The organism is Xanthomonas sp. F14 (assembly GCF_014199865.1).
This window is the reverse complement of the sequence record NZ_JACHOM010000001.1, coordinates 415,547-429,597: the sequence shown is the minus strand read 5'-3', so window position 1 is coordinate 429,597 and position 14,051 is coordinate 415,547. Positions and strand designations below refer to the sequence as shown.

Here is a 14,051-nt window from a genome sequence, read left to right as displayed (position 1 = left end):
TTTCGAGCACGGTTCCAGTCGCGACCGACCAGCCTACTGCGCCGCCGCCCGGCGGGCGCGGCCGGTGGTCGGAATCGGCATGGCCCCGTCGTGCCACTTCGGTTCAGAGCGTGCCGTCCTTACCCACCCGACGACTGCTCGCTTCCTTTTTTACCGTTCTAAACCCTTTCGCCGTTCGCCGCATCCAAGCCTGCGATGGCGCAATCCTGCGCCGCATCGTTTGCCGGGAGCACCGCCGTTGGCCGCTCCAGGCGCAGGCCCCCTGATCGGACGTCGCCATGCCGCATGTTCTCGGAATCCTGCTGAGCCTGTGCTCCACCCAGTGCTCGGCCCCGCTGCCGATGGATGCAGTGCAGCTCACGCTGACGCCTGCGCGCCTGCAGGCCTGCCTGCTGCACCTGCCGTCGACGCGGCTGTCATGCATCGAGCTGAACTCACCGGCGCACTGGTTGCCGGTACGCCGCGCCGAGCAGCTGTGGCGGCGTGTTGTCGCATTGTCCGCGCATGGCCGCAGTTCAACGCGTTGACCGGTTGCAGCGTCATCATGAATTTCGGTCGCTGCTGTATCGCCGTGTTGGCCTTGATCGATGCGCATGGCAGCGAACGCCCCCGGCCACACACAGCTGTGATACCGCAATCCATCGCAGCACCCTTGACTCAAGCTCGCTGCCGCCGCCGCTGAGCGCGCGTTCACCCCGCGCACCGGCTGCGCAATGACGCCCCCGTTACAATGGGCGCTCTCTGTGAACCTGCACGATCCGATGTCCGCGTCCGACGCTTTGCCCACCATGATCCGTAGCCTGCTGCCGCACTGGAATCCGCAGTGGCTGACCGTGGCAGTGCTGACGGTTCAGATCGTGCTGATCCTCGCCGTTGCCGCGCTGGTTCGGTTGCTGCTGCGGCAAGTGCTGCGCCGCCTGTGTACGCGCTACAGCCTGCCGGCGGAAATGATGATCGGCATCCGTCGCGTGGGCAGCTTCGTCATCTCCGTCACCGCGGTGCTGACGGTACTGAACGTGCTGGGCGTCTCCAGCGGCACCTTGTGGACCGCGTTCACCGGATTCGCGGCAGTCGGTGCGGTGGCGTTCTTCGCGGCGTGGAGCGTGCTGTCCAATATCTTCTGCACCTTCCTGATCATCACCACGCGCCCGTTCCGTCTGCACGACCACATCGAACTGCTGGAAGGCGGCGACAAGCCGGGCCTGAAGGGCCGGGTGATCGACATCAACGTGATTTACACGACCCTGGAAGAAACCGGCGACCACGTCGGCAGCGTGCTGCAGGTTCCCAACAGCCTGTTCTTCCAGCGCACCACGCGCCGTTGGCGCGAGACCAGCCACTTCAACGCCAACTGAGCGCGGTGGACAAGACGTCATCAGCCGTTATCCGGTGACTCTGTCGGGGCGTCGCAAGGACACGGCGTGCGAATGTCGCATGTAGACCAGAGCGATGGCCGCAGCCGCCTGGCGGCAAGCGCAGTCGTTTGCCGGTTGCGCTGAAGCCGCGTGGCAATCAACGCAGCTGGCTGTCCTTGCTGCCCCGACGGTTGTAGCCGCCTTGCGCCGCCTGCTCCTGGTCATGCGCCTGCTGACAGTTCACGCACAGGTGCACGCCCGGCACTGCCTTGCGGCGCGCCTCAGGGATGGGTGCATCGCACTCCTCGCAGTGAGTCAGGCTCGGACCCTGATGCAGCTGGCTCCGCGCGCGCTTGATCGCATCCTCGACGGTCGCATCGATCTGGTCCTGCACCGCCCCATCACCTGCCCATCCGGTCGCCATGTTCGCCTCGGCTTGTCTGCTCAGAACTCAAATATGGGCATGCGCCCGGGCAAATCCAAGCCGGACGTGCACAGCGCGCTCAAATCAGGTGCTTTAGCATCCGCCCATTCGCACTCTTCGAGGAAGTCGCAATGGAACAACACGTCCACCCGTTCTCCGAATTATTCGCCCAGTTGGGCCTGCCGTCGGATGAGGTCAGCATCCGCAGCTTCATCGACGAACACTCTCCGCTGCCGGGCGACATGCGCCTGGAGGAAGCGCCCTTCTGGACACCGGCGCAGGCGCAGCTGCTGCGTGAAGAGCGCCTCGACGATGCCGACTGGATCGTGACCATCGACCAACTCAACATCGCCCTGCACACCACTGCCGACGACACCGGCGTCTGATCCGCGCAAGAGCGCGGCGAGTGTCCTGCGCTAGACCTCGCTCGCGGCCGGCTTGTCGTTTTCTTGGTTGATCAGCTTGCAGGAATAAAAAAAGGAGCGGCCACTGGCCGCTCCTTTGCACTCCGGGCGATGTAGCCGGCATGCGAACCGCATACCGATGCACGCCTCGGGCGTCAGGTCACCTTTTTGGCGATCGTCATGCCGAGCACGAACAGCACGATGGCGATGATGATGCCGGCCCAGAACAGGAACTTGGCAATCCCCATTGCAGCGCCCGCCATGCCGCCAAACCCGAGTGCACCGGCAATCAGTCCGATGATGGCGAAAATAATGGCCCACTTGATCATGTTTGTTGTCTCCTCATCCGGCACGGTGCCGTGTTCAGTCGTGTGCTTGCGCAGTCGTGCCGCAAAACATGCGCTGCACGCTACGCATCCGGATGTGCCGCATTCGTGAATACGCCTGACACACGACGCCACATTCGCGGGTGCAGATTCGCCAGCAGCGCCTGCATCGGCGATCATGCGCAGCTCGCAGCAATCGATTGGCATGGACACTCTTCGCTATCTCGCCGGTTACCCGCCTGCCGTCCTGGATCAGGTGCGCGAGCTGATCGCGCAGGACAAGCTCGCCCTGGTGCTGGCACGCCGCTACCCGGATCGCCACAGCATCCGCACCGACCGGCAGTTGTACGACTACGTCAAGGCCATGAAGGAGCGCTACATGCGCTCCTCGCCCACCCTACACAAGGCGCTCTATGACAACCATCTGCAGGTGGTGAAGCATGCGCTGGGCACGCATACGGCGATCTCGCGCGTCCACGGCAGCCGGCTCAAGGCCAGCCGCGAGATCCGCATTGCCTCGATCTTCCGCGATGCGCCCGAACCGTTCCTGCAGATGATCGTCGCCCACGAGCTGGCGCATCTGAAGGAGGCCGATCACAACAAGGCCTTCTACCAGCTGTGCAACCACATGAACCCGGACTACCACCAACTGGAGTTCGACCTGCGCCTGTATCTGACCCACCTGGCGCTGTCCACGGACGCGTGATCGCGCACCGGCTAGACGAGGCAGCCCATCGCTGCGACCACCGGTCCATGGCCACCGGTCGCCCGCCGGGGACGCACGACCTGCATTGATCTCGGCGAGACCGCCATCGACCTACGCGGGCCGCAGCGGCGCCCGCCTGGGATCAGGCACGACAGGGTTGCCGGCCTCTCCTAGAATGCCTCCATGCAGGCACCGTCCATCCAGCAGCTCACCCAGGCCGCGCAGACCGCCCACCCCGCAGCAATGACGGCGCTGGCACATGCATTGGTGCGCACCGGGCAGCCCGAGCAGGCGCTGGCGTGGTACACGCGCAGTGCGGCCGCAGGCGATGCCGGCGCGCAGATCGAAGCCGGCCGCATGCTGGCCTACGGTGTGGGTTGCGAGGTGGACCTGGCCCGTGCGCAGGAGCACTGGCAACACGCCGAGCGCCAGGATGTTGCGGCAGCGCGCTATCTGTTGGCGACGGTGGCCATCACCGACGCCCCGTTGATGCTCGACACGCAGGCGCAATCCCGCTTGCATGCAGCGGCCGCAGCCAACTACCCGCCTGCGCTGCGCGCGCTGGCCATCCAGCACGGCCGGATCGATCACCCCGCGCAGCAACGCAGCTGCGTTGCCTTGCTGGAGCGCGCCGCCGCAGCCGGTGACGCACTGGCTGCCGCGCTACTGGCCGAGCGCCTGCTACGTGGCGAAGGCGTCCGGCCACAACCCGACGCCGCGGCGCAGCTGCTGCGGCAATTGCAGCCGCTGGGTATTGCCGCGGCGCCGTCCGTGCAGATCACGCCGCCGGATCCGCTCGGCGACGACCTCCGCATCCGTTTCGCTGCCCGACATGTCGCAACGCGCCGCCACGACGCGCCCATGATCGAAGAAGTCTGCGGCGTGCTGTCTGCCGACGAGTGCCGCCTGTTGATGTTGCTGGCGCGGCCGCATCTGCGCGCCTCCGAGGTGGTCGACCCCGACGATGCGCGCACGCGCCGCGCGCCGATCCGCACCAGCCGCGGCGCCACCCTGGACCCCATCCTCGAAGACTTTGCCGCGCGTGCGGCACAGGCGCGCGTGGCGGCCTGTGCGCAGCTGCCGCTGACCCATGCCGAAGCGCTGTCGGTGCTGTGCTACGCGCCGGGTGAGCAGTACCACGCGCATCGCGACTACCTGCCGCCCGGCACGATCGCCGCTGACCGCCCCACTGCCGGCAATCGCCTGCGCACCGCCTGCGTCTACCTCAACGACGTCGACGCGGGGGGCGACACCGACTTCCCGGTCGCGGGCGTGCGCGTGCGTCCACGTGCCGGGTCGGTGGTGTGCTTCGACAATCTGCATGCCGATGGCCGCCCCGACCCCGACTCGCTGCACGCCGGCCTGCCGGTCAGCGCAGGGAGCAAATGGCTGGGAACGCTGTGGTTCCGGCAGCAGCGCTATCGGCATTGGTGAACAGATTCATACACTAGCCCCCGCCGACGTGGTTTAAAATGTTGCAGCGCGACGTGATCGGACAGGGTCTGCAGACGTCGCGTTTTTGTTTCCCATTGCACGGGTTCCGGCCCGGCCTCAGGGAAGGCACATCACGCAGCCCCGCGGAGCCTTCGATGCTTTTCGAAACCCTCGACACCACCGGCCACGAGCAGGTGATTTTCTGTCACAACCGCGACGCCGGCCTGAAAGCGATCATCGCGCTGCACAGCACCCGTCTCGGGCCCGCGCTGGGTGGCGTGCGCATGCGCCCCTACCCCAATAGCGAGGCGGCGCTGGACGATGCGCTGCGGCTCAGCCGCACCATGACCTACAAGAACGCGCTGGCGGGATTGAATGTCGGCGGCGGCAAGGCGGTGATCATCGGCGACCCAAAGAGTGACAAGAGCGAGGCGCTGTTCCGCGCATTCGGCCGTTTTGTCGACACCCTGGGCGGGCGCTACATCACCTCCGAAGACGTCGGCACCGACGTCAACGACATGGAACAGATCTACCTGGAGAGCGAGTACGTCACCGGCGTGCACCAGGTGCATCGCGGCTCCGGCGACCCCGCCCCGTTCACCGCCTACGGTGCGTTGCAGGCGCTGATGGCCTCGCTCAATCGCAGGCTCGGCCACGAGGAAGTCGGCAAGACCAGCATTGCGATCCAGGGCCTGGGCCACATCGGCATGGAGCTGGTGAAGCTGCTCAAGGAACGCGGCGCCAAACTCTATGTGGCCGATCTGAACCCGGCGCTGGTGGATCGCGCGGTGGCCGAATACGGTGCCGAAGCGGTCAGCATCGAGGAGATCTACCAGGTGCCGGCCGATGTATTCGCACCCTGCGCACTGGAAGGCGCGATCAACGAAGACACGCTGCCGCGGCTGAAGGCCAAGATCATCTGCGGCACTGCCAACAACCAGCTCGCCAGCGCCGCCATCGGCGAAGAGCTGCACAAGCGCGGCATCCTGTATGCGCCCGATTACGTGGTCAATGCCGGTGGCGTAATGAACGTGTCGCTGGAGATCGACGGCTACAACCGCGAACGCGCGATGCGGCTAATCCGCAGCATCTATCACAACCTGGAAAAGGTCTTCGACCTGTCCTCCCGGCTGGGTGTCGCGCCGCAGCAGGCGGCCGACCAGATTGCCGAGGCGCGTATCGAGGCCATCAGCAAGCTCAAACTGCCGCTGGGCCGCACCGCACCGCGCTTCCTGCACAAGCTGCGCGGCGAGTGACCCACCTGTCCAGGCATCTTGCCTGGACAGATGAACCACCGATCAGGCGCGCCGATCAGAAATCGGCGCTGTAACGCAGGCTCAGCGCGCGATCGTCCCCGCGCTCGCCCACCCGCTGGTCGTAGCCGAAACGCAACTGGCTCTGCGGCCCCAACGGCGCGGCCGCGGTGATGCCGAACAGACCACCCGAGCGCGCCGGCTGCATGCCGCGCAACGGCGCCCATGCGTTCACGCCGATGAAGCTGGCATCCAGCGTCAGGCCTTCGCTGCTCAACGCCTGCTGCCATTCGGCATAACCGCCGAGCTGCACGCCGCGCCAGCGATAGGACGAACGCACGCCGGCCAGCACCTGGGTGCGCGAGGAGGTGCTGGCATCGGCACGCAAGCCGAAGCCGTCGCCACCGCTTTCGCGGAATCCTTCGCTGCGCAGACGCACGTAATCCAGCCCCATGTAGGGTGTCAGGCTGGCGCGCGCGCCACCCAGGCGATACCCGGTTTCCAGGTTGCCGCTGAGGTAACTGCCGCTGTAGTCGCTGAAGGCACTGCTGCGGTCTTCGCCCAACTGCAGGCTGCGCTCGATCTGCCGGTTGACGTTGCCGAAACCCAACTGACTCAGCGTGTACGCAGACCCCAGCGTGGTACCCCAGTACAACTGCCCCTGCACCTGCCGATCGCGCCCGCGTGCACCGTCCAGATCGCCCAGGCTGTTGGAGCGCGTTTCGCCGAAGGCAAAGCCAGTGACTGCGCCCGACGCCAGGCGCAGGTCGTTGCCCATCATCCAGCCGGAGGTGGCGAATCCCGCAGTGGTCACGCCACCCTCGCCCGGCCCACCGAGCGCACGTTGCCAGACGCCCAGCATGCGCGGCTGCTGCGACAAGCCGTCGAAATGCGAGGCCAACGCACGCCGCCCCAGATCGATGGTGTCGAAGGTCATCGCTGCCGACTCGGCATGCGCGCGGCCGGACAGACTGCGCAGCGAATCGGCGGCAGCCTTGGCATCCGGCGACTGCTGCAACGCCGCTGCAGCGCGGATGAACCCGCTAGTGATGCCGCCAGTGCCCTGCAGTTGCTGCGCATCCACCTGCTGGAACGCCTGCTCGACGCGGATTGCCGAATCCATCGCTGCCGTGCCGGTCATACCCAGCGTGGCGGCGACGGCGGTGGCATTCAAGCTGCGCAAGGCAAGGTAAGCCGTATTGCTGTCGTACGTCAGCGAGGCATCCAGGAAGGTCACGGCCGCGCCGCGGCTGAGCGTGTCGAACGTGCCCTGCAATCCGCTGCTGGCCTGCAACAGCGTGTAGGTCGCGTTGTCGACCACGTAATCGCGGCGGCCGAGCACTTGCAGATCACCTGCAATCGTCGCGGTCCCGGTCACGTTCACCCGATCGCCCACGTTCAACGCAAGGCGACCGTTGCTGGCCTGCGTGTAGTTGCCCGCGATCGACAGCGTCGCACTGTTGACCTGCAGGGTGCCGGCGTTATCGACGCGTCCGCCGATCCTGCCCGCACCGATCAACGTCGCACCATTGGCGATACCAACGCGCGCACTCTGCAGACTGGCCGTCTGCAAGGTGCCGCCCAGCACCTGGGTGTCGCCGTTGAACGTATTGGCGCCACTGCTCAACACCAGCGTACCGGTGCCGCGTTTGGTCAGACCACCCGTGCCACTGATGTCGTTGGCCCAGGTGGAACGCAAGGTGTTGACGGTGACATCCACCGTGCCCCAATCAAAGCGCGCCGGCCCCAGCACCGCCTTGCCGACATTGAGCAGGCCGTAGCCGAAGGTCGGGTCGACGCCGGCCGCACCCAGATCGGTGGCCGTTCCCAATAGCGTCTGCCGCACCAGATCGTTGCTGAAGTACGGAAACGCCTGCCACACCAGCGCAGCCGCACCGGAGACCAACGGCGCCGCAAACGAGGTGCCGCTGCCGTAGAAGTAGCGGATATTGCTGGCGGTCGCATCGGGGTCGAGGAACATCGAGGTGCCCGGTGCCACCAGGCAATAGCGCATCGCCACGCCACAGGCATTGGAGTACGAGGCCAGCTGCGTGGGATTGGCGGTATCCAGCGCAGCAACGACCAGCCAGCCGCGTTCCAGATCGGCGGCAGGCAGCGTGCCATTCGGGCCCAGCTGGCTGGGCAGCGCGGCGGTATCGGAGGGTTGCGCTCGCGATTCGTTACCCGACGCGAACACCACCAACCCATCGTTGCCGATGACGAACGGCCGGTATTCCTGCGCAATCTGGTTGGTCACCGCCGGGTCGTTCCAATACAGCCCGCCCCAGGAATTGTTCATGATGCGCACGCCGGCACTGATCAGATCGGCATGCACCGGACCCAGGCCAAGCGGGCCATCGACTTCGTTGCCCTGACCGCTGCCGTCATCGTCCGGCGCTTCGTCGCTGATGATGCGTGCCGACACCAGGCCGGCGCCGCTGGCGATGCCGCCCGGCCACTGGCCCACTGCGCGCCCGGCTGCCAGCTGCGCGACCACCGTGCCGTGGCCCACCACATCGCCCGCAGCGACGTTGTTGGTACGCGGATCCACATAGATGAAGCTGTTGCTGACCCGCCCCTGCAAGGCCGGATGATTGGAATTGATGCCGGTATCGATCACGCCGATGCGATAGCCCGCACCGGTGAACCCCAATGCCTGCGCAGCGCGTGCGTTGGTCAGCGCCAGATGCGCGTCGAATGCGGGTTCCGGGGTCGTCGGCGGTGCCACCACCGGCGGCGGAGGTGGTGGCGGTGGCGGTGAAGTCGGCGGCGGTGGCGGCGGTGGCGACGTCGGTGGCGGTGCCGTCGGTGTACTCGGACGGATACCACCGCCCCCACCACCGCCGCCACACGCGGTCAACGCCACGGCCAACGCCGAGGCCAGGACAGTCCTGGCGACGTCTATCTTGTTCATTTGATGCTCTCCCCGAACCCATTCCATGGATAGGGCCCAATCCCGGGCCCGAACGCCGTCTTTATACTGCATCCTCACACGGCTGTCGCAGCTGATTGCGTAGCGAATGTCGCAGCGCCGGGGGGCGTGCTGGCGCGAACCGAGCATGAGGCAGATAATCGTTTCACTTTAAACGGTATCTCCTTTATGTCCGACATCGTCATCGTTGCTGCCAAACGCACTGCCATCGGCTCGTTCCTTGGTCAATTCAACGGTGTGCCGGCGCCGACGCTCGCCGCCACTGCGATCCGCGGCGCGCTGGCGCAGTCCGGCGTCGCGCCGGCCGACATTTCAGAAGTCATCGTTGGCTGCGTCCTGCCGGCCAACCTGGGCCAGGCGCCCGCACGTCAGGCGGCGATTGCCGCAGGCATCCCCACCTCCACCGGCGCCACCACCATCAACAAGGTGTGCGGCTCGGGCATGAAGGCGATCATGTTCGGACACGATCTGATCAAGGCAGGCTCGGCCAGCATCGTGGTCGCCGGCGGCATGGAGTCGATGAGCAATGCGCCGCATCTGCTGCCCAATTCGCGCACCGGCAACCGCTACGGCAACTTCCAGGCGGTCGACCACATGGCCTGGGATGGTCTGACCAACCCTTACGACGGCCAGGCGATGGGCGTGTTCGGCGAGGCCACCGCCGAGAAGTTCGGTTTCAGCCGCGCCGATCAGGATGCGTTTGCGATCGCCTCGGTCGAACGCGCGCAGGCTGCCCAGCGCAGCGGCGCGTTCGCCGATGAAATCGTTCCGGTCACCGTGGCCACACGCAAGGGCGAGGTGGTCGTCGACAGCGACGAGCAACCTGGCAAATCCGACATCGCCAAGATCCCGACCCTGAAGCCGGCCTTCAAGAAGGACGGCAGCGTCACCGCCGCCAGCTCGTCGAGTATCTCCGATGGCGCGGCGATCACCGTGCTGATGGGCGCAGACGAGGCGCAGCGGCGTGGCATCGCACCGTTGGCGCGCATCGTGGGGCATGTCACCCACTCGCAGGAACCTGAGTGGTTCACCACTGCGCCAGTCGCTGCCATCCAGAAGTTGATCGGCAAGATCGGCTGGCAACTGGATGAGGTGGATCTGTTCGAAATCAACGAAGCATTCGCGGTGGTGGCGATGACGCCGATCGCCGAGCTGGGCATTTCGCACGACAAGGTCAACGTCAACGGCGGTGCCTGCGCTTTGGGGCATCCGATCGGCGCATCCGGTGCCCGCCTGGTGGTGACATTGGTGAATGCGTTGCGCACGCGCGGTGGCAAGCGCGGAATCGCGACCCTGTGCATCGGCGGCGGTGAGGCGACTGCCATCGCTATCGAATTGATTTAATTGTTTTTAACGGCGATTTTGCAAAACTGAATGCGCGCACGCTTGACACTGGTCTTTGGACCGTCATCATGTCGGGGGCGCGCAACAGCGCGTTGCCTAATCTAACGACGAGGATTGAAACAATGACCATTAACAAGCTGCTGATCGCAATGGCTCTGGGCCTGGCCCTGACCGCTTGCTCGAAGCCGGAACAGGCTCAGGACGCTGCTGCTTCGGCTAACGAAGCTGCTGCCGACGCTCAGACCGCTGCTGACCAGGCTGCTGCCTCGGGCTCGCAGTCGGCTGACGCCGCTCAGGCTGCTGCCAACACCGCCGCTGCTTCGGCTGACACCGCTGCTGACGCTGCCCAGGCTGCTTCCGGCGCCGCCACCGACGCTGCTGCTGAGCAGGCTGCCGACGCTGCCAAGACGGCTGAAAACACCGCCGAAGCTGCTAAGGACACCGCCGAAGAAGCCAAGAAGTAATCACTTCTTAGCTCCAAGCGAGTTCGGAAAAAGCCGCTGGTTTCCAGCGGCTTTTTCTTTGCCCGCGATTTATAGGCGCCTGGCCAGCGTTGCCGTTCCTGCACCGGAGCGGCTCCCTGTCGCGACGTGCACGGTGCATGCCGCCCGTTGGCTGAATGGCCGGCCGCGCATTGACGCCGGCTGCATCGGCCCGTGCATAAGCTCGCTCTTCCAACACCGGAACAGGAACAGGACCACCCATGAAGACGATCCGCATGCTGTCGCTGAGCGCCATCGCCGCTCTCACCCTCGCCGCTTGCCAGGGCCCTGACGCCGAGCAGGCGCAACGCGATGCCGCCTCCGCTGCCAAGCACGCCGCAGCCGCGACCGAACAAGCTGCCGATCGCGCCGCCGTGCAGGCCAAGGCCGCCACCGCCGATGCACGCGTGGCTGCACGCGAACTGGCCGCCGATGCGAGCCGCGCAACCGCCAATGCCGCAGACGCCACTGCCGACAAGACCCGCGAGATGGCCAACAAGGCCGAGCAGAACGCCGACAGGCACGACGCCGAACATCAGCAGCATTGATTGACCGTGTGACCGTATCAGCAGTTTGCGAACGCGCCGGCCAAATTGGGCCGGCGCGCTTGTTTCCCGCCAACGGCGACCTCGTGTTGTCGAGGCTGGCAGGCTAGCATTCGTCCATGCCCTCCTCTTTTACTGCGCGCCGCCGCAACCAGCTGGCGCTGGCGTTCTCTGCCCTGATCTTCATCGCCATCGGTATCGGCATCTTTGTCGGTGCCCGTCGCTCGTTGGCCGATGCAGCACTCGTCTCGCATACGCATGAAGTGATTGGCCGGGTCGACGAGATCCAGGCGCGCGTACTGGATGCCGAATCGGCGCAGCGCGGCTTTCTGCTCACCGGCAACGATGCCTATCTGCTCGACTATCAGACCAGCGTCGAGCGTTTGCCGATCCTGCTCGATAACCTGCGTCGCCTGATTGACGACAATCCCGACCAGGTGCAGCACCTGGACACCTTGCAGCGACTGGTGGAAACGCGCCTGCAGCAGATCCAGCACGTGCTCGACGTGTACGCGCAGCAGGGCCTGGAGCCGGCCCGCGCGGGCATCCGGCAGACCGCCTTCCGCACCACCAGCGCGATCCGCGAGCAGGCGCTGACCATGGTGCAACGCGAGCAGGAGCTGCTGACCCAGCGCGCCGAAAGCAGCCGACAAAGTGCGGCCTTGCTGCTGGTGCTGGCACTGGCCGGCATCCCGTTCGGGCTGGCGGTGGTCGGTACCGTCTATGCCTTGCTGATGCGCGAACTGCGGCATCGCTCGCAGGCCGAGAAACTGGCAGCGCAGGCCAATCGCGAGTTGGGCGACAGCGTCGTTGCGCTACAACGCAGTACCGCCGATCTCAATCTGCTCAGCCGCTATACCGGCCTGTTGCAAAGCTGCATCAGCGCAGAAGAGGCGCTGATGGTGAGCAGCCGCACCCTGGCCAGCCTGCTGCCGGGCGTTGCCGGAAGCGTGTATCTGCTGCGTGCCTCGCAGGATCGCGCCGAGGCGATCAGCCATTGGGGCGAGCCGCTGGTGCACAGCGCGCCACATCTGTTGCCTGAAGAGTGCTGGGCGCTGCGCCGTGGACAACCGCACATCGTCGACGACCTGGGCCGGGATGCGCTGTGCGCGCATATCGGTACGCCCGAGCCCGGCAGCGCAGTCACCACCGCATGCCTGCCGATGTCCGCGCAAGGCACCCAGCTCGGCTTCCTGTTCCTGTCTTCGCCGGGTCCGGGGCCGATGCCCCGCCTGGAAATCGCCGAGGCGGCCGCCGAACAGCTGTCGCTGGCGCTGAGCAATCTGCGCCTGCGCGAATCGCTGCGCCGGCAGTCGATTCGCGACCCGCTGACCGGACTGTACAACCGCCGCTATCTGGAAGAATCGCTCAGCCACGAACTGGCGCGCTGCGCACGCCGCGGCCTGCCGTTGTCGGTGCTGATGCTGGACGTGGACCACTTCAAGCAATTCAACGACAGCCAGGGCCACGCCGGCGGCGATCTGCTGCTGGCGGCGCTGGGCGAGTTGCTGCTGACCCGGCTGCGTGCCGAAGACGTCGCCTGCCGCTACGGCGGCGAAGAGTTCACGGTGATTCTTCCCGAGGCCGATGGCGTCGAGGCGCTGCGCGTGGCCGAGGACATTCGCGGCCACATCGCGGCCCTGGCAGTCAGCGACGGCCCGCGTTCGTTGCCGCGGGTGACGGCCTCGATCGGCGTGGCCAGCTTCCCGGTCGATGGCGAACTGGGGGCCAGCCTGATCCAGAAGGCCGATGCGGCCCTGTATGTCGCCAAGCACGGCGGTCGTAACCGGGTCGAGCGACATGGCGCCGCCACGCCCGCAGTGGACTGAGCACGCGCGCCATCGGTGCTGGTTTGCGTAACCCGTCACACAAAAGATCGGTCCGCGCGGCGATAGTCGGTTTTGACCCCCGAGCGAGACAGTCCGATGTCGATGTGGCGCGATCAAGGTCCCAACAAGAAAGACGGCGTTCCCGCAGCCCCTGAGGTCCCGGCTGCCGATGGGCGGCTGTTCACTGCCGAGGCCAGCCCGGCACCGCCAGTACCCGCTGCCGCGCCACCGAGCGCCACACCCGCCGCGGCCACACCGCAGCGCCAGAGCGAGGCCAAGGAATCGCTGATCGCCGCCGACATCAGCATCGAAGGCAAGATCGAGGGCGCCGGTCACGTGCGTCTGGCCGGCCGCTTCAAGGGCGATGTGAACGTCAAGGGCGATCTGACCATCGAGCGCGGCGCCAAGCTCAACGGCGGCGTGCGCGCCAACAAGGTGATCATCGCCGGAGAGCTGGAGGGCAATATCGAATCGGCCGCGCAGGTGGAGCTGCAGACCTCCGGCGTGCTGGTCGGCGACGTCAAGGCCGGCAGCCTGACCGTGGCCTCGGGTGCGCGCATGCGCGGCCAGGCCGATTTCGGCTGGGGCGAGGACACCGGCAAACCGGTCGTTGCGGCCAAGCCGGTCGTCAGCGGAGACAGCGACGGCACATGAGTGCGCCCCGCCCGGGCACGCCCGGTGCCACGCGCAGCTGCCCGCACTGCAAGGCGACGATCCTGGAAAGCGCCAGCGTCTGCCCTGCGTGCAAGCACCACCTGCGCTTCGACTCGGCGGCGGCGCAGCACGCACAGCCGGCACCGATCGTGCCGCTCAAGGTCGACGGCACCATTCGCCATCCCGCCGATGGCGACCCATGGGAATACACCGTGGTGGTGGTGGTGCGTAACGGCAAGGGCGAGGAGATTCGGCGCCAGGTCGTGGATGTCGGCGCAATGCAGGCCGGCGAGGAGCGCGGCTTCACGCTGGCGGTGGAGGCGACTGCAGTGCGTTCGCCTGGGCGGCGGTCGCGGCATTAGC

The 14,051-nt window shown here is 66.2% G+C and carries 15 protein-coding genes and 1 other RNA gene; 13 read left to right on the top strand and 3 right to left on the bottom strand.

Annotated elements, in window-relative coordinates; genetic code table 11:
- Positions 1-79 precede the first annotated feature (79 nt).
- From GGR73_RS01890 to GGR73_RS01880, 3 genes are all read left to right on the top strand, one after another.
- Positions 80-155: non-coding RNA, sX9 sRNA (locus tag GGR73_RS01890), on the top strand.
- Positions 156-278: 123 nt separating this feature from the next.
- Positions 279-527 (top strand): hypothetical protein, encoded by a 249-nt coding sequence (locus tag GGR73_RS01885; RefSeq protein WP_184455405.1) that lies wholly within the window; start codon positions 279-281, stop codon positions 525-527.
- A gap of 234 nt (positions 528-761) precedes the next feature.
- Entirely contained in the window at positions 762-1,355 is a 594-nt protein-coding gene (locus GGR73_RS01880; protein ID WP_184455403.1) for a mechanosensitive ion channel domain-containing protein, read from the top strand.
- 157 nt (positions 1,356-1,512) lie between these two features.
- Here GGR73_RS01880 and GGR73_RS01875 read toward each other — a convergent pair whose 3' ends face one another.
- The gene (locus GGR73_RS01875) at positions 1,513-1,779 is read right to left on the bottom strand and encodes a DksA/TraR family C4-type zinc finger protein (RefSeq protein WP_024938007.1); all 267 of its coding nucleotides are present in this window, start codon (positions 1,777-1,779) and stop codon (positions 1,513-1,515) included.
- A 131-nt stretch (positions 1,780-1,910) separates the two neighbouring features.
- On the opposite strand from GGR73_RS01875, the gene GGR73_RS01870 reads away from it, so the two are divergent.
- Entirely contained in the window at positions 1,911-2,165 is a 255-nt protein-coding gene (locus tag GGR73_RS01870; RefSeq protein WP_016904102.1) for a DUF2789 domain-containing protein, read from the top strand.
- Positions 2,166-2,338: 173 nt separating this feature from the next.
- On the opposite strand, the gene GGR73_RS01865 is transcribed toward GGR73_RS01870, so the two are convergent.
- Complete coding sequence (locus GGR73_RS01865; RefSeq protein ID WP_003489471.1) at positions 2,339-2,512, bottom strand: DUF1328 domain-containing protein; 174 nt, start codon at positions 2,510-2,512, stop codon at positions 2,339-2,341.
- 175 nt (positions 2,513-2,687) lie between these two features.
- On the opposite strand from GGR73_RS01865, the gene GGR73_RS01860 reads away from it, so the two are divergent.
- The 3 genes from GGR73_RS01860 (at position 2,688) to GGR73_RS01850 (ending at position 5,905) form a co-directional block, all read left to right on the top strand.
- The gene (locus GGR73_RS01860; RefSeq protein WP_184455401.1) at positions 2,688-3,215 is read left to right on the top strand and encodes a M48 family metallopeptidase; all 528 of its coding nucleotides are present in this window, start codon (positions 2,688-2,690) and stop codon (positions 3,213-3,215) included.
- A gap of 183 nt (positions 3,216-3,398) precedes the next feature.
- Positions 3,399-4,649 carry a 2OG-Fe(II) oxygenase gene (locus tag GGR73_RS01855; RefSeq protein ID WP_184455399.1) on the top strand — a complete coding sequence of 417 codons (1,251 nt, stop codon included), beginning with the start codon at positions 3,399-3,401 and terminating at the stop codon, positions 4,647-4,649.
- 155 nt (positions 4,650-4,804) lie between these two features.
- Entirely contained in the window at positions 4,805-5,905 is a 1,101-nt protein-coding gene (locus GGR73_RS01850) for a Glu/Leu/Phe/Val dehydrogenase dimerization domain-containing protein (RefSeq protein WP_024938010.1), read from the top strand.
- Between the two features lie 55 nt (positions 5,906-5,960).
- Here GGR73_RS01850 and GGR73_RS01845 read toward each other — a convergent pair whose 3' ends face one another.
- Positions 5,961-8,816, bottom strand: a complete 2,856-nt coding sequence (locus GGR73_RS01845; RefSeq protein ID WP_184455398.1) for an autotransporter serine protease — start codon at positions 8,814-8,816, stop codon at positions 5,961-5,963.
- Between the two features lie 186 nt (positions 8,817-9,002).
- Here GGR73_RS01845 and GGR73_RS01840 point away from each other — a divergent pair, with 186 nt between their 5' ends.
- From GGR73_RS01840 to GGR73_RS01815, 6 genes are all read left to right on the top strand, one after another.
- A complete protein-coding gene (locus GGR73_RS01840) occupies positions 9,003-10,178 on the top strand; it encodes a thiolase family protein (RefSeq protein ID WP_047125720.1) in 1,176 nt (391 codons plus the stop codon).
- Between the two features lie 122 nt (positions 10,179-10,300).
- Complete coding sequence (locus GGR73_RS01835; RefSeq protein ID WP_016904096.1) at positions 10,301-10,642, top strand: hypothetical protein; 342 nt, start codon at positions 10,301-10,303, stop codon at positions 10,640-10,642.
- Positions 10,643-10,881: 239 nt separating this feature from the next.
- Entirely contained in the window at positions 10,882-11,208 is a 327-nt protein-coding gene (locus GGR73_RS01830) for a hypothetical protein (protein ID WP_184455396.1), read from the top strand.
- A 116-nt stretch (positions 11,209-11,324) separates the two neighbouring features.
- A complete protein-coding gene (locus GGR73_RS01825; protein ID WP_184455393.1) occupies positions 11,325-13,034 on the top strand; it encodes a diguanylate cyclase in 1,710 nt (569 codons plus the stop codon).
- A gap of 96 nt (positions 13,035-13,130) precedes the next feature.
- On the top strand, positions 13,131-13,688 hold the full coding sequence (locus GGR73_RS01820; protein WP_046342118.1) for a bactofilin family protein: 558 nt from the start codon (positions 13,131-13,133) through the stop codon (positions 13,686-13,688).
- Positions 13,685-14,050 (top strand): hypothetical protein, encoded by a 366-nt coding sequence (locus GGR73_RS01815; RefSeq protein WP_102583635.1) that lies wholly within the window; start codon positions 13,685-13,687, stop codon positions 14,048-14,050. Before GGR73_RS01820 ends, GGR73_RS01815 begins: the two co-directional genes overlap by 4 nt.
- Position 14,051 lies beyond the last annotated feature (1 nt).

Bases quoted from the DNA above. Each gene is read 5' to 3' on its own strand.
- GGR73_RS01885 (WP_184455405.1), top strand. From the start codon at position 279: ATGCCGCATGTTCTCGGAATCCTGCTGAGCCTGTGCTCCACCCAGTGC.
- GGR73_RS01880 (WP_184455403.1), top strand. From the start codon at position 762: ATGTCCGCGTCCGACGCTTTGCCCACCATGATCCGTAGCCTGCTGCCG.
- GGR73_RS01875 (WP_024938007.1), bottom strand. From the start codon at position 1,779: ATGGCGACCGGATGGGCAGGTGATGGGGCGGTGCAGGACCAGATCGAT.
- GGR73_RS01870 (WP_016904102.1), top strand. From the start codon at position 1,911: ATGGAACAACACGTCCACCCGTTCTCCGAATTATTCGCCCAGTTGGGC.
- GGR73_RS01865 (WP_003489471.1), bottom strand. From the start codon at position 2,512: ATGATCAAGTGGGCCATTATTTTCGCCATCATCGGACTGATTGCCGGT.
- GGR73_RS01860 (WP_184455401.1), top strand. From the start codon at position 2,688: ATGCGCAGCTCGCAGCAATCGATTGGCATGGACACTCTTCGCTATCTC.
- GGR73_RS01855 (WP_184455399.1), top strand. From the start codon at position 3,399: ATGCAGGCACCGTCCATCCAGCAGCTCACCCAGGCCGCGCAGACCGCC.
- GGR73_RS01850 (WP_024938010.1), top strand. From the start codon at position 4,805: ATGCTTTTCGAAACCCTCGACACCACCGGCCACGAGCAGGTGATTTTC.
- GGR73_RS01845 (WP_184455398.1), bottom strand. From the start codon at position 8,816: ATGAACAAGATAGACGTCGCCAGGACTGTCCTGGCCTCGGCGTTGGCC.
- GGR73_RS01840 (WP_047125720.1), top strand. From the start codon at position 9,003: ATGTCCGACATCGTCATCGTTGCTGCCAAACGCACTGCCATCGGCTCG.
- GGR73_RS01835 (WP_016904096.1), top strand. From the start codon at position 10,301: ATGACCATTAACAAGCTGCTGATCGCAATGGCTCTGGGCCTGGCCCTG.
- GGR73_RS01830 (WP_184455396.1), top strand. From the start codon at position 10,882: ATGAAGACGATCCGCATGCTGTCGCTGAGCGCCATCGCCGCTCTCACC.
- GGR73_RS01825 (WP_184455393.1), top strand. From the start codon at position 11,325: ATGCCCTCCTCTTTTACTGCGCGCCGCCGCAACCAGCTGGCGCTGGCG.
- GGR73_RS01820 (WP_046342118.1), top strand. From the start codon at position 13,131: ATGTCGATGTGGCGCGATCAAGGTCCCAACAAGAAAGACGGCGTTCCC.
- GGR73_RS01815 (WP_102583635.1), top strand. From the start codon at position 13,685: ATGAGTGCGCCCCGCCCGGGCACGCCCGGTGCCACGCGCAGCTGCCCG.